Genomic DNA, 13,682 nt, shown 5'->3' on the forward strand with positions numbered 1-13,682 from the left:
GCGTGCGAGCGTTTGCTCAGGCGTAAATTTTTAGCCCGCTTGAAAGCGATCTTTCTGAGCACCTATTGCTCTTGACCTCCACAAAGAACACCCTGTGCTCACAACTCGGTTGTCCGGCCGATTCGGAGAGCACGAAGTGCTCAAACATAAAAGTCCCCGGGAGCCAGCATGCCTATCCGCACAGCCACCACACCGGACAAAAGAACAAAGCTGCTTGAGGTGTTTCTGGGGGCCGGGTCGTGGACCTACAGCATCCAGGCGCGGGATATCTTCTGTTCGCCAGGCCTTTACGCGCTGCTCGGCTTGGATCCACATACCGTCATACCAAGCCGCGATCTTTACGACACCATGATCCACCCGGAAGATAGGTTGTCTCATGACGAAATCGTGGAGCGGGCCGAAGCTGGAGAGCTAGCGGTTCGTCGCTTTAGGATGATCAGGCCCGATGGCCGTCTTCTCTGGCTGGAGAGTAAGTCGCAACGTGAGTACGACAGGCAGGGAGGGCTGAGCTTCCTGCACGGCGTTGTCCAGGATGTGACGGACGATCAGAAGGTCCGCTCCGAGAACGCTAGGATCCGGCAAGCTGTCATGTCGATGAAGAAGATCACCGGAGCAGACTTCTGGCGCACCGATGCCGAAGGCCGGATGCTCGATACCGCTAATTGGGCGCAGTTTACGGGTGTCCCTCCTGAACGTCTGAAGGATCATGAGGCCTTACCCGCGATCCATCCCGATGATCGGGATATCGTCAGGGAGGCGCGGAAGACAGGGATACGGCTGAAGCAGGAGGTCCAGTTCACCGTGCGCGTGCTTGGTGCCGACGGAAACTATCGCAATGTGGAGCACAAGGTCATCCCCGTGGTCATGGACGGCCAGTTGGTTGAATGGCATGGCGTGTCCTGGATAGACAAGCAGGCGGTTTCAGACAGCGATGAGGCGCCGTTGCTCCGCGCCTGTCACATACGAGCGGCGCGAGCCCTCATCGGCATGACAGCGCGTGAACTGGCGGAAGCTGTCGGTCTCTCATTCTCGACGATCCGCCGCATCGAGGATGATGTCGATACACCGAGGTCGTCAGCCATGGACAAGATCAGGTTCGAATTGACGCGCAGAGGGATCAGTTTCAACGCTAGCGCCGACGGCGCCGTGACGATTGCATTTAAGTCGGGAACCGGAAGATAGCCCGAGCCACCCGCGGCGAGACTTGTAGCCAAACAGCTAACATCCGAGCGTCGTGACCCGGTCAAGGTAGCGAAATCGGTGCTTCTCGCGCAACAGCACCCATTTTTTGTAGCTGCATGACCATCTTGGCGATGTCGTACGGCTTATCGAAGAAAATGGCCCGCTCCGGCAACTCGTGAATCCGTGGTCGCTGCATCCCGGATACGACGATGATCTCCACGGGAGGCCACCTGTCCCGAACAGCGGCGGCTAGCTTCAGCCCGTCCATGCTCCCGGGCATATCGACGTCTGTCATAAGGATCCGGATGCCCGGGACCGTTTCCAACAAGATGACTGCCTCGTCCGCATTGGACGCTTCCAGGACCTCGAACCCCGCCTCCTGGGCGACCTCCACGGCGAGCATCCGCACGAGCGGCTCGTCGTCGACAACAAGGACAATGTCACGCATTTTCATTCCTAGCGGTTCGAAGCTCACTAACCTGTTGGCGGCCGTTGGGTTCCCGCAATGCGAAACTAAGGTCGAACACAAGGCCATCCGCTCTGAACTCGGTTCGGCTAGAGGCGCGGGCCGCGGCCGGGAAAGCGCGTTCGATCAGGACGCTTCCAAACCCCTTCCGGCTTGGCTCCTCGACCGGTGGGCCACCTGCCTCCCTCCAAGAGAGATCGATGCCTCGCCCGGTATGCGACCAAGTGATGCTCACCCTGCCGTTTTCGGCACCCAGGCTTCCGTACTTCGTCGCGTTTGTTGCCAGCTCATGAACAACCAGGGATAACGGAAGGGCCAGGTCCGCTGGAAGGACGACGTCCGGTCCTTGAACGGTAATCCTGTCGGCATCCGCAGAGTGAGCCCTCAAGGCGGCTGCCAGGACGTCCCTTATCGAAGATGCGGAGCCTTCCCTTGAGAGGATGAGATCGTAGGTGCTCGCCAAAGCCGATAGGCGCTCGGAGAAGGATTGGTAGTGCGCCGGATCAGAGCGGGCAAAGGTTTGCCGGGCGATTGCTTGAACCAGTGTAAACCCATTTTTCACGCGGTGGGCGAGCTCGCGAACCAGGAGACCGCGGTCTTCCTCGGCCTGCTCGTTCTGGACACGTCGTCGCTCAAGTTCGTCAAGAAGCGCATCGAGACTGGCGCCGACCGCGTGAAGCTCGTCGATTGGCTTCATACCCGTTCTGGCGGTTGTCGACCCCGATCTCCAGTCATCCATCACATCTCCAATGCGAACGATGGGTGAAAGGATAAAGCGGTTGCCTATGAAGAGTGCCAGCAGCAGGGAGACGACAGCGCCGAGCACGATCCCCAAGCTGTTGACGATGGTTGCTCTGTTGATCGGTGCAAATGCCTCGGATGTCGAAACGCCCGCGCTGACGTAGAGCGGACTTCGAGGCTGCGCGATCGGTCGGTACCCCAGGACTCGCTCGGTGCCGTCCTGGCTTGTGAGCTGGATGATGCCCGGTTTGTCGGCGTGGACGAGCCCCTGAAATTCGTCAGGGATAACCGTGCCCACGAAACGTTCCGGCAGCGGGACGCGCGCAACCACGGTTCCGTCCTCATCGGCAAGCGTAACGGCACTCCCGGGCGACAGCCCTCTCTCGACTATCCTGTTTTGAAGCCAGTCGAGCCTAATTCCGCTTACGACAACCGCCGCCACCGCACTGTCTTCGACGATCGGCATCGCCAATGGAAGCACGCCGGCTCCCGTCACCCGGCTTTTGGTGTACCTGCCGACGACAAAGTCCTTTGTTTCGATCGCCTTGCGCACATAGTCCCGGTCGGCGAACGCAATCCCGGCGGGGATGGGAATGCTGCCGCAGACCGGGGTTCCGTCGAGTTTCACGACGAAGATCGTCGCTACGTTCGGCACATTGCCGGCAAGCGACCGGAGAGCATCGTTACAGTTGCCGGCGTCCAGATGACGAACCGATGGCATCGACGTTACGGCGACGAGAAGAGACTGCACACCCTCCACGATGCGCTCGACTTCGGATGATGCCTGCCGGGCGGCTTGAGCGGCTTGGGCGCGCACCTCGTCTCCCCGCTGCTGGCGCATCGCATACTCATTGTATCCCAGCATCGTCACGACGGGGACAAGCGCAGCAACCGCCACGGCAACCAGCTTCAGTCTCATCGAATGTCCCTCAAGCTGGCGACGAACCGGCGGTAGCTCGATACAAATAGGGCACTTCACGACATCAGCCGGAGCGCCCGAGGGCTTCGGCTTCAATTGGGGAAGCGCGACACCCATAAACACAAAGAATAGATTCGTTAAAATAGGGCAAGTCCGCGTTTTGCAAGCGGCCGACAGCCCCAAGGAGCGCCGCTCACGCACATAGCGACCCACCCGATGTCGCGCTCTTCTGGTCGCTCCTATCATAACTGGACACGGGACCGCCCGTGGACTTGGGAAAAGGGTTCTTCTAGGGTCGGCCGCCCGCCACTTACCGAGAGAACTTATGAACTTTCCGATTGTCGCCACGGTCATCTCTATGGTCCTCGGTCTCGCGGTGACCCGCCTGCTGAGCGGCCTTGTAACGGTATTCCGGATCCGCGGAACATGCGCGTTCGACTGGGTGCCGATCGCATGGTGCGGCATTCTCTTCGCGATGCAACTGGATCACTGGTGGGCCATCAACCAGCTCCCCGCGTACCGGAATACGTTTCAGTTCAGCGAATTCATATTCCTGGTCATGATGACCCTGATGCTGTTCCTCGCCGCCGCGCTCCTCCTCCCCAGTCGCGCGGAAGACGAGGCACTTGGGCTCCGGGATTATTTTGAGAAAGACGGCCGTTTCGCCCTCCTCTCGATCGCAGTCTACCTGGTATGCGGCTTCGCCTTGAACGTCATCGGATTCCAGAGCGCGGTCGCGTCCGCGTGGGCGTTCATCGACGTTCCAATGATTGTCCTCCCCGCGCTCGCCTTCTTGCTGCGTCAGCGGCGGTACTACGCGATGATCACCGCGATCTACGTTCCGCTCTGCGCGCTTGATATCTGGGTTTCGCTCACGTCCTAGCTTCCGCGACGCGGTGTGATGGGTTCATTACCAGCGAATGAACATCGATTGCGTCCGCGGCGCCCCGGTATGATGCCAGAACCCCGTCCGTCAGGATGGCGATGTTACCACCCAATGTCTGGAGGATCGCGAGCTGGCCGCCACGACAGTCGCCAGCCCCTGCCAGACGCCCGAGATCGAAAACCGGAATGACCTCGCCCTTGAATGAACTGTAACCAGATGGGCCGCTTTCGGATGAGTGCAGGCTGCTCCACTCTTCGGCGCGGGCAACGATCCGCCCGCCGTCGAACGTATAATACTTGTCCCCCAGACGGGCGACGCTCACGTCTGGTCTCAGAAGGTTTGAAAGAAACACGATGCGCTGTCCCTCGAGGCACAGGTCGTTGAAGCGCACTCGTCGAGGATGGGACCACCACCTGGCTCATCATGAGACCAGCCTTCGCCCGACCGACGTTCTTTAGCACCGGATCATGTAAGACGCGGTTGAAGGATTGCCTAAAGTTTGAGCGATTGCTTTTTTTGCATTGGCGTCGCGCCAAGGGCGCTCAACCCATCATGGGGAGCGCCCTAGTTCACCCGGATGTCCGCAGGGCCCGCGAAATCATTTCGCGGCAAGCCGACAATCGTTGGTTCGGGTGGTGACACATAAATGATGTGTCGGCGACCATTCTTCAAGATCAGAGCGTCTTCGCGGTCGTCTCCATCCAAGCGCGATGCTTCTACTCTGGGCCGAAAAAGACCCTCGACGCCGGGACCGCACCCCTCGTACCGAGCGGCTCTCTCGTATGCGGTGACCGTGTTGTCCTCGTTCGTCTTCATGGCCTTGAGGATAGCGGCGTCACCCATCATGTCAGCAAGCGCAATCTTGCCAGTTGCGCGCATCTGCTTCATGTCGCCTTCCGTCGGCGCCGCGATACCCAGCTCGCGGGCCTTTCCCGTGAGCACATGGACATGCGAAGGCTTCACCTGTCTCATGTAATTCGATGGCATTTCCAGTCATCGCGACAAGGAGCTAGCCGATCCGCGGGGTCTTGGCCTTATCGAGTACGGCTTCTTGTTCCTGGCGCGCGCCGCCCGCATTGACGTGACCGAATGCCGCGTCCACCACGAAAGCGGCGAACGCGGGACGCAGCGCTTCGACCGCGTCGCCAGGGGCCAGAGACGCCACATGCAGTCGCTGCTTCGCCGCGCCAAGACGATTCCAATGCGGCGGGAGCGTATTCCAATTGACGAACGAACGGGTTCCCACTTTCACGCCACCGTTAGGCTTTGTCATGGCCAACGGAGGAATCAAGTCTTCCGCTGGGCCAGTTCGATGATGATGCCATCGGGATCGCGCACGAAGGCGACTTTTTGCAGCACTTCGGGATTATAAGCGAAACGCGGCCTCTCTTTGACATCAACGCCAGCCATCTCGAGCCTGGCGAAGGTCCGGTCGACGTCTTCGTATAGGAATGTCAGATGGCGCAATCCGGCGGTATCGTCGGGCACATCCACCGCGCGCTTGACCCCGTTAGTGGGAGCGATGATCTCAAGCATCCCGCCGCCCGCGTCCAGGAAGGCCAATTCCGCGCCGTCATCCGTCTTTTTCCTCAGATGCAGCTTCAGCCCGAGTAGGTCACAATAGAATGTGACCGCGCGATCCATGTTGCTAACGGTCATGCCCACATGTTCGAAGGATTTCAGCATTCGCGACGCGTCCCCTGCTCAACATCGGTCAAGCTCTCGAAACTAGTCGTCGGGAGCCATTCAACAAGGGTGCTGGCAACCTTGGGCCAGAGCAGGTGGCGACCCAATCGCATTGGATCATGAAATCGGACGGCCACCCCGGGGCAAGAACGTACGACAAGCAACCGCGTTACTGGCAACGAGCTGGATTAGATCAGATGGTTCTGGTTTGCATGGCTGGGCTGCAATCAAGGAGCTTCTCGTCCCAACTCTTTGCGTTTATATCGGCGGCACTTGAGGCCGCCTGCCGAATTTTCGGCGTTCGCGGCCTTTGCAACCAACGGGCGCTCCCCAGATTCTGGGTTGAGCGCCCGCGGTCGTTTTAGAGCCACGCGGCTCGGAAGCTTCCTCTTGTGTTGGCGGTCCGAGAGCTTAATCCGCAAGGCCGAAGATGCTCACCGGCCGTTCAAGGCCACGCAGGTTATGCGATCCGAGATCGAGAAACCCTGACGACGAATTTTCCGCGAGTTTGACGAAGTCGGAGGATAGCAACACCGGCCGCTTCAGTTCCTTCGTGAACTCCTCCAGTCGGGACGCGATATTGACGGCGGGCCCAATCGCCGTGAAATCCAGGCGCTTCCTGGACCCGATGTTGCCATACATCACGTCGCCCACATGGACACCGATACCGTACCGCAGCGGCGATTTCCCGCCTTTCATGAGCTCCCCATTCAAGACGTCCATTCTTTGGCGACCATCCTTGATGGCTTCCAATAGATCCGCGTGGGCATTCGGGTTGGAGAGAGGGAACACAGCCAAGAGGCCGTCGCCCATGAATTTCAGGATCTCTCCGCCCCGGGCCTCGACGGGTTCGCACAGCGCCTCGAAGTAGCCATTCAGTATCTCGATGATGTCGTCTCTTGGCCACAGATCGGACAGGGCGGTGAAATCGCGCAGGTCGCAAATCATGATCGCGGCACTGACGGTCTTGCCACTGCCCCGGGTCGTCGCGCCGGCCAGGATCTCCGCGCTCGCATGTGGACCGACATAGGTCTCCAAAAGCGTGCGGGCCATGGCATTCTTCATGCGGATTTCGCTCGCCAGGGCGAGCGCCGGCAGCAGGTCCCGGAGGTAATCGATGTCATGCTCGCGAAACCCGCCGGCTTTCTTCGTGGCGAAGGTGACGACATGACGCTTCCCCCAGGTGTGCTCCATCGGCCAGGCGACATAATCCGTGAAGCCGTCACGGCGAAGCTCCTCGAAAAGAGGATACGCCGCCACCTCGTTGGCGCTCGCGTCAAGGTGTTGTCGAACTTCCGTTGCCCCATTGTATATCTCGGTCGCTGGCCTGCGCAGGAACAGCTCCGTGGTGTCGACATCGTAATCAAATGTGTCGATATGGGCTTCCTGGACACCGGGTTGCCACAGGATCCGGGCGCCCTGCCATTGTGGGTGCTGGATCCTCAGATGAAGCGAAGACCTCGCGACCGGTACGCCGTCGCGCACGAGGCGCTCGCAGAAGTCAACGAGCAAGTTATCCAGGAAACGCTGCGAACTCGTTTCCTTCATGAGCCAGTCCAGGACTGGGCGACGCTCCCTCGGCCATGTACCCCTAGCCTTTGGTTGCGGCGTCATATGCGTAATGGTGCTCATCAGAATCCTCCGAGCACGCATTCTATGGCGGTTGGCGTGAGTGTGAAAGGAAAGATCGAGCAACAGCGGCACCTGGCGGGCATCCAACCTATCCGCCGGAACATACCCGCCGTCGGTTTTGCCCAAGGCGCGAATGTCTTGCCCCCGTCCCCTGCGCGAACGCTCTCCCGGGTCTAGCGATCGCAGGCATGGTATGGCGGCGGGACATCGCTCCGGCCTCGATCGTGCCGCGACGCCAGCTAAACAGGGAGGGATGAGACCTTTCGAGACGCCGTTTCTCAACCCTGTCTCTGTTTGCGTTCGACGAGGAGGATATGGTCCGCGGCGAGCACGACATCATCGCGCTGGTTCAGGACCTCGCAACGCTCGACGACGCGTCCCATGTCGGGGCGCTTCGGATCGTCCTCCTTCATCGAGATCGTCACGCGCGTTCGGATCGTGTCACCGATATGCACCGGACGCACGAAGCGCAGCCGGTCATAGCCATAGGAGAACGCGACCGGATTGATGAGTGTAGCCGTCAGCCCGACGCCGATCGAAAACACCATTGTGCCGTGGGCGATGCGCTGGCCACCGGGAAGCGTCTTGGCGAATTCGGCATCCATGTGATGTGGAAAGAAGTCACCCGTGTGCCCGGCATGGACGACGAAGTCGGTCTCGGTGATCGTCCGGCCGGTCGTCACGCGAACCGCGTTGAGTTCATAGTCTTCGTAATGGATAATTTGCTCGGACACGTGATTACTCCTTCGGCAAGGGCATTAGCGGCGTCGCCGGGCTCCCGCTGGATTGATAGGCGGCCTCGACGAGCGCCATCGTCCGCCATCCATCCTCGATGGCACCGACAAGCACATCGTCCTCGCCAGAGGCAAAACGCTGAAGGTTCGCCATGCGATTGGCGAAAGCGTCGGGGAACCAGCTTCCCTTAAGCGGCACGGCGGCCCAGTCGTCGGCGCCGTCACCCCTGATCCAAAGTTCATCGGGCTCCCCACGCGGATAGTCGAGATTGACGCCAAGCTTCAGATATGCGGCGCCCTTCGTGCCGCATACGCGGAATTCGCAGGCTTGAAAGCGTCTGCCGAAGTCGTGGTCATGGTTGATGGAGAGCACGCAACGGATCGTCTCGCCGTAGTCGAGGATTGCCGCGGTGCGGGTCTGCGCCACCTCGTGGTTCGGATGACCGATCGTCTTGGCGTGGACGCCAAGCGGGTCGCCAAGCAAATCCCTGACAACGTCCAGGTAGTGGATCGAGTGCATTGCGATCTCGATGCGCGGCAGGCCCTTGAGGAAGGGCCAGAGACCCCATGGCGTCGCGAGCGCGAGCCAGGCATCGAAATCGACGACCTCGCCTAAATATCCACCGGCGATGGCGTCCTTGAGCGCCAGCATCATTGGCGCGAAGCGAAGCTGGAAATTGACCGCGGCTTTAAGGCCGCGGGATCGACATAGGGACAGGATCTCGGTGGCTTCCTCGAGATTGCCGCCCATCGGCTTTTGAAGAAGCGCGAAGGAGCCTTGCGGGAGCTTCGACAATATCGCGGCATGAGCGGCGGGCGGCGTCGCCAGATCGAAGATCGCGCCCTCCACGGAAAGCGCCTGCTCTTGCGAGGCAAAGGCCGCCGTGCCCCATTCCCGCGCCAACGCGCTTGCCTTGGCTAAATTCGGATCGAAAATACCAGCGACCGGGAAACCGGCCTTCTTGTAAGCCGGAAGATGGGCGTCCCCGACAATGCTCCCAGCACCAAAAATCACGATTGGGCGGGGCTTGGCGGGAAGCGGCCATGATTGTCGTAGACGACTTGGATCAAGGGCTTCAACCATGGTGAAAGACCTCTTCCATCATCGCCCACCACTCGCCCGGCTTTCGCGTGTCAAGCGGCTGTTGCTGCGGCATGCAGATGGCCCACCATTCCTTGTTTTTCGGGTGCGCGGCCATCCTTGCCATGTCGGCGTCGAAATCATCCCCGGTATATTCCCAGTATCCGAACAGGAGGTTTTCCGGCTCCTTGAGGAAGATGGAATAGTTGGTGATGTTACATTCGGAGATCAGCGCCAGGATCTCTGGCCATACAGTCGCATGAAGACGCTTGTAATTCGCGATGTTCGCCGGCTTTAATCCGATGACCATTCCCATTCTCCGCATCGCCATTCTCCTCAGCCGCGAAGTTCCTTGGTGAATTCCACAATCGAGCGATCCTCGATGGCTTGCCAGTCCCAGCTGATACCGAGACCAGGCTCGCAGGGCGCGACCGCGCGACCGTCCTTGATCTTCATGCCCTTGGTGGTTAGCTGATCGAGCTGCGGGATATACTCGACATATTTCCCGTTCTGCACCGCGCAGACCAGGCTGACGTGCAACTCCATCAGGAAATGCGGGCAAACGGGAATATCGAAGGCCTCCGCGGCGTGGGCGACCTTGAGCCATGGCGTGATGCCACCGATGCGGGCGACATCGACCTGGACGATCGAACAGGCGCCCTTTTGCATGTATTCGCGAAAATGGCGGATCGAATAGATTGATTCCCCCACGGCAATGGGCGTGGCGGTCGAACGAGAAAGGCGGACATGCCCGTCGAGATCATCGGCTGGGAGCGGTTCCTCGATCCAGGCGAGATCAAGGTCCTTCAGGCGCGCGGCGCGCCGGATCACTTCGTCGACCATGAAGCCCTGATTGCAGTCGGTCATGATCTCGAAGTCATCACCCACCGCTGCTCGTACAGCCGAGAGGCGGGCGTAATCCTCGGCGCCATGCGGCTTGCCGATTTTCACCTTGGAACCGGAAAAGCCCTTCGACTTCGCCTGGAGCGCGTCCTCGACCAGCGCTTGCTTTTCTATATGCAGCCAGCCACCTTCCGTCGTGTAGAGGGGGCAACTATCCTTGGCCCCACCCGCCAGCTTCCAGAGCGGCAGCCCTTGCTTCCTTGCCCTGAGATCCCACAAGGCGGTATCGACGGCGGCGAGCGCCAAGGCAGTTATCGCGCCAATCGTCGTCGCGTGGGTGGAAAATTCCATCTTGCGCCAGATAGTCTCAATGCAATCGGCATCCTCCCCGATCAGAAGCGGAACGAGGTGATCCCATAAGAGCCGCATGATCGATGACCCGCCGGTGCCGATCGTGTAGCTGTAGCCGATGCCGGTCGCGCCGTCGGCGTCGGTGATTGTGACGATCGGCGTTTCCTGACTGACGAAGCTCTGTATGGCGTCGGTTCGCTTGACCTTCGGTGCCAGGTCAACCATGCGGATTTCAATTTTCTCGATACGTGCCATGACTTGTGCTTACCCTCGGATTGCCAGGCTCTTGCCGCTGTCCGCGTCGAACAGATGTGCCTGTGAAAGATCAAAGCTCATCTTGATTTGCTCGCCGGAAGCCAGGGTCCGGGGATTGAGCATGCGCGCCACCCACTCGCGACCGGCGAATTCGACGAAGACAAGCGTCTCGTTTCCAAGCGGCTCGGTGATGGTGACGGGGAGACTAGCTTCGTGAACTTCCGCCGCGTTTCCCGAAACCAGACCGTGACCGGTCGGGAATAGATCGTCCGGGCGCAGGCCGAGTGTCACCTTCCGGCCTTGCGTGACCGCGTTCCTGAACTTTTCGGGCAATGGCAGACGGTCGCCATTGGCAAAGACGACATGGCCGTCATTAATCGTGCCATCCAGGATGTTCATCGGCGGAGAGCCGATAAAGCCGGCGACGAAACGCGACGCGGGGCGCTTGAACACGTCGTCGGGCGTCCCGACCTGTTCGATATGGCCGTCACGCATGATGACGATCCGGTCGGCGAGCGTCATCGCCTCGACCTGGTCGTGGGTGACATAGATGACCGTCGCCTGCACCTTGGCGTGCAACTTCTTGATTTCGGTGCGCATCTGCGTGCGCAGTTTCGCGTCGAGGTTCGACAGCGGCTCGTCGAACAGGAAGACGTCGGGATTTCGCACGATGGCCCGGCCCATGGCGACGCGCTGGCGCTGGCCACCCGACAGCTGCGCGGGTCGCCTGTCCATCAGGGCCTCGAGGCTGAGGATCGCGGCGGCCTCGTTGACGCGCTGATCGATTTCCGGCTGCGCCACCTTGGCGATCTTCAGCGAAAAGCCCATGTTCTCGCGCACGCTCATATGCGGATAGAGCGCGTAGGACTGGAAGACCATCGAGATGTTGCGGTCACGCGGCGGCAGATCATTGACGAGGCGACCGCCGATTTCGATGTCACCACCTGAAATCGGCTCGAGGCCGGCCACCATGCGCAGCGTCGTTGACTTGCCGCATCCAGATGGACCGACGAGCGCGACGAATTCCTTGTCGGCGATATCAAGATCGATACCGTGGACGATTTCGAGCGCGCCGTAGCGCTTGACGAGTTTCTTGAGGGAGACCTGAGCCATGGGATATCAACCTTTGACCGCGCCGAATGTCAGGCCGGATACGAGATGCTTTTGGATGATGAAGGTGAGCGCCAGCGCCGGAACGATCATCACCACCGCCAAGGCGCACATGCCGCGCCAGTCGATCGTGAACTCGGCGGTATAGTCGAGGAGACCGACCGGCAGGGTTTTCGAGTTCACCGACCGCGTCAGCTGAGAGGCAAGGGCATATTCGTTCCAGCAGGTGAGAAAGGCAAAGATGCCGGCTGACGCGATACCGGGACCGGCCAGCGGAAACTCAACCTTCCAGAAGGCCTGCCAGCGCGTGCATCCGTCGATTTGCGCGGCTTCGGCGAGGTCCTTGGGAACCTGACGGAAGAAGCCGTCGATCAGCCAGATGGTGAACGGCACATTGAGGGCCACATAGGTCAGGATGAGCCCGAAATGCGTGTCGATGATGCCAATGCGCGAGTAGAGGATGAAGAGCGGGAGCGAAAGGGCAATCCCTGGGACCGAGCGCGTCAGCATCAGGCCGAGAAACGTCGAGGACTTGCCCGCGAACTTGAAGCGCGCGAACGCGTAGCCGCCGGACATACCGATCGCGAGCGCGATAACCGTGGAGGTAATCGAGATGATCAGCGAGTTGCGGAAGTAATCCCAGATTGGAATCCCGCCCTTGCCGATGCCGGAGAACATCGCTCGGTAGGCATCGAGCGACAGTTCATTCGGGATCCAGACGGGAGGCTTGGCCATGATTTCGACCGGGGGTCGCAGCGAACTGAGCACGATCCAAAAGCCCGGCAGGCAGATGACGAGCATCGCCAGGAACAGACCGATCAAATAAAGGACACGGCCGATACGTCGACGAAGGCGTTGTTGGCTATTGCTGTCCATGGCTACCACTCCGCGCCGATCTGGGTGCGGGCAAGGGCCAGCTTCCGAAAGAAATAGACGGTGAAGGCGATCGACAAGATGATCGAGACGTAGGCCATGGCGTTTGCGAGCCCCATCTGAGCATCGGCGTAGGCGGTGCGTCCGACCAGCGTCCACAAGAGCTCGGTTCGCCGTGCCGGGCCGCCATCCGTCATGATCTTGACGATGTCATAGGCACGCGCGACGTCGAGCGAGCGGATCGTCATGGCGATGAAGGCAAAGGGCATGAGAAACGGCCAGATGACGTAGCGGAACGTTTGCCAGGGCGTGCAGCCGTCGACGCGGGCGGCTTCCACGGGTTCTTGCGGCATGGCCAGGAGACCGGACAGGATAAGTATCGCGAAGACCGCGGTGGACGACCAGACCTCGGCGACAACGATCGAAAAGAGCGCGAGGTTGCCGTCAATCAACCACGGGATCGCGGTGTCGGTCAGTCCGAGCGCCTGAAGCGCGTTGTTGATCAGGCCGACATTGTCATTGAACATGAACTTGAACTGGAAGCCGACGAGCACCGGGGAAAACATCATCGGAAACATCATGAGCGTGCGCAGCAAGCGCTGGCCCATGGTTGCCCGGTTGACGAGAAGCGCCAGCCCAAGGCCGAGCAGCATTTCCAGATTGAGCGCGATCGTCAGCAGCACCACGGTGCGAACGAACGCCGCGAGAAAGACCGGATCGGTCAGGATGCGGACGTAGTTGCGCAGGCCGACGAAGACGAAGAGCGTCTGCGGTCGGGTCAGGCGAAACGGCGTGAAACTGGAATAAAGAGACAGCAGCAGGGGCACCAGGACCACGGCCGCCAGAACAATGATGGCCGGCAGAAGCAGGAAAATGGGTGTCGGAATTTTTTTGAACATCGAACGACCTGTCCACGCCATATC

The 13,682-nt window shown here is 60.0% G+C and carries 16 protein-coding genes; 2 read left to right on the top strand and 14 right to left on the bottom strand.

Features of this window, described 5'->3' with window-relative positions; genetic code table 11:
• The first annotated feature begins 168 nt into the window (after positions 1-168).
• Positions 169-1,182, top strand: coding sequence for a PAS domain-containing protein (locus tag ACCD05_RS26380; RefSeq protein WP_413396440.1), 1,014 nt, complete (start codon positions 169-171; stop codon positions 1,180-1,182).
• Between the two features lie 61 nt (positions 1,183-1,243).
• Here ACCD05_RS26380 and ACCD05_RS26385 read toward each other — a convergent pair whose 3' ends face one another.
• Together ACCD05_RS26385 and ACCD05_RS26390 are read right to left on the bottom strand one after the other, a co-directional pair.
• Positions 1,244-1,630: a response regulator gene (locus ACCD05_RS26385; protein ID WP_413396442.1), complete on the bottom strand. Its 387-nt coding sequence runs from the start codon at positions 1,628-1,630 to the stop codon at positions 1,244-1,246.
• Positions 1,623-3,308, bottom strand: coding sequence for an HWE histidine kinase domain-containing protein (locus tag ACCD05_RS26390; RefSeq protein WP_413396444.1), 1,686 nt, complete (start codon positions 3,306-3,308; stop codon positions 1,623-1,625). The genes ACCD05_RS26385 and ACCD05_RS26390 overlap by 8 nt, the downstream gene beginning before the upstream one ends.
• A gap of 325 nt (positions 3,309-3,633) precedes the next feature.
• On the opposite strand from ACCD05_RS26390, the gene ACCD05_RS26395 reads away from it, so the two are divergent.
• On the top strand, positions 3,634-4,191 hold the full coding sequence (locus tag ACCD05_RS26395; protein ID WP_413396446.1) for a hypothetical protein: 558 nt from the start codon (positions 3,634-3,636) through the stop codon (positions 4,189-4,191).
• Here ACCD05_RS26395 and ACCD05_RS26400 read toward each other — a convergent pair.
• The 12 genes from ACCD05_RS26400 to ACCD05_RS26455 form a co-directional block, all read right to left on the bottom strand.
• Entirely contained in the window at positions 4,181-4,516 is a 336-nt protein-coding gene (locus ACCD05_RS26400) for a hypothetical protein (protein ID WP_413396448.1), read from the bottom strand. The two genes, ACCD05_RS26395 and ACCD05_RS26400, sit on opposite strands and share 11 nt — an antisense overlap.
• Before the next feature lie 242 nt (positions 4,517-4,758).
• The gene (locus ACCD05_RS26405) at positions 4,759-5,082 is read right to left on the bottom strand and encodes a hypothetical protein (RefSeq protein ID WP_413396450.1); all 324 of its coding nucleotides are present in this window, start codon (positions 5,080-5,082) and stop codon (positions 4,759-4,761) included.
• Between the two features lie 121 nt (positions 5,083-5,203).
• Complete coding sequence (locus ACCD05_RS26410) at positions 5,204-5,473, bottom strand: hypothetical protein (protein ID WP_413396452.1); 270 nt, start codon at positions 5,471-5,473, stop codon at positions 5,204-5,206.
• Positions 5,474-5,481: 8 nt separating this feature from the next.
• Positions 5,482-5,880 carry a VOC family protein gene (locus ACCD05_RS26415; RefSeq protein ID WP_111563878.1) on the bottom strand — a complete coding sequence of 133 codons (399 nt, stop codon included), beginning with the start codon at positions 5,878-5,880 and terminating at the stop codon, positions 5,482-5,484.
• A gap of 411 nt (positions 5,881-6,291) precedes the next feature.
• Positions 6,292-7,512, bottom strand: a complete 1,221-nt coding sequence (locus ACCD05_RS26420; RefSeq protein WP_413396454.1) for an adenylate/guanylate cyclase domain-containing protein — start codon at positions 7,510-7,512, stop codon at positions 6,292-6,294.
• 278 nt (positions 7,513-7,790) lie between these two features.
• The gene (locus ACCD05_RS26425; protein WP_111563876.1) at positions 7,791-8,246 is read right to left on the bottom strand and encodes a MaoC/PaaZ C-terminal domain-containing protein; all 456 of its coding nucleotides are present in this window, start codon (positions 8,244-8,246) and stop codon (positions 7,791-7,793) included.
• A gap of 4 nt (positions 8,247-8,250) precedes the next feature.
• Positions 8,251-9,330, bottom strand: a complete 1,080-nt coding sequence (locus ACCD05_RS26430; protein WP_413396457.1) for a Gfo/Idh/MocA family protein — start codon at positions 9,328-9,330, stop codon at positions 8,251-8,253.
• Positions 9,323-9,652 (bottom strand): L-rhamnose mutarotase, encoded by a 330-nt coding sequence (locus ACCD05_RS26435; protein WP_112989390.1) that lies wholly within the window; start codon positions 9,650-9,652, stop codon positions 9,323-9,325. The genes ACCD05_RS26430 and ACCD05_RS26435 overlap by 8 nt, the downstream gene beginning before the upstream one ends.
• 11 nt (positions 9,653-9,663) lie before the next feature.
• Positions 9,664-10,776, bottom strand: a complete 1,113-nt coding sequence (locus ACCD05_RS26440; protein WP_413396459.1) for a mandelate racemase/muconate lactonizing enzyme family protein — start codon at positions 10,774-10,776, stop codon at positions 9,664-9,666.
• A gap of 9 nt (positions 10,777-10,785) precedes the next feature.
• Entirely contained in the window at positions 10,786-11,889 is a 1,104-nt protein-coding gene (locus ACCD05_RS26445) for an ABC transporter ATP-binding protein (protein WP_413396461.1), read from the bottom strand.
• 6 nt (positions 11,890-11,895) lie between these two features.
• Positions 11,896-12,762: a carbohydrate ABC transporter permease gene (locus ACCD05_RS26450; protein ID WP_111563871.1), complete on the bottom strand. Its 867-nt coding sequence runs from the start codon at positions 12,760-12,762 to the stop codon at positions 11,896-11,898.
• Between the two features lie 2 nt (positions 12,763-12,764).
• A complete protein-coding gene (locus ACCD05_RS26455) occupies positions 12,765-13,658 on the bottom strand; it encodes a carbohydrate ABC transporter permease (protein WP_112949233.1) in 894 nt (297 codons plus the stop codon).
• Between the last annotated feature and the right edge of the window lie 24 nt (positions 13,659-13,682).

Source organism: Rhizobium sp. Rhizsp42 (assembly GCF_047304155.1).
Classification (GTDB): Bacteria; Pseudomonadota; Alphaproteobacteria; order Rhizobiales; family Rhizobiaceae; genus Rhizobium.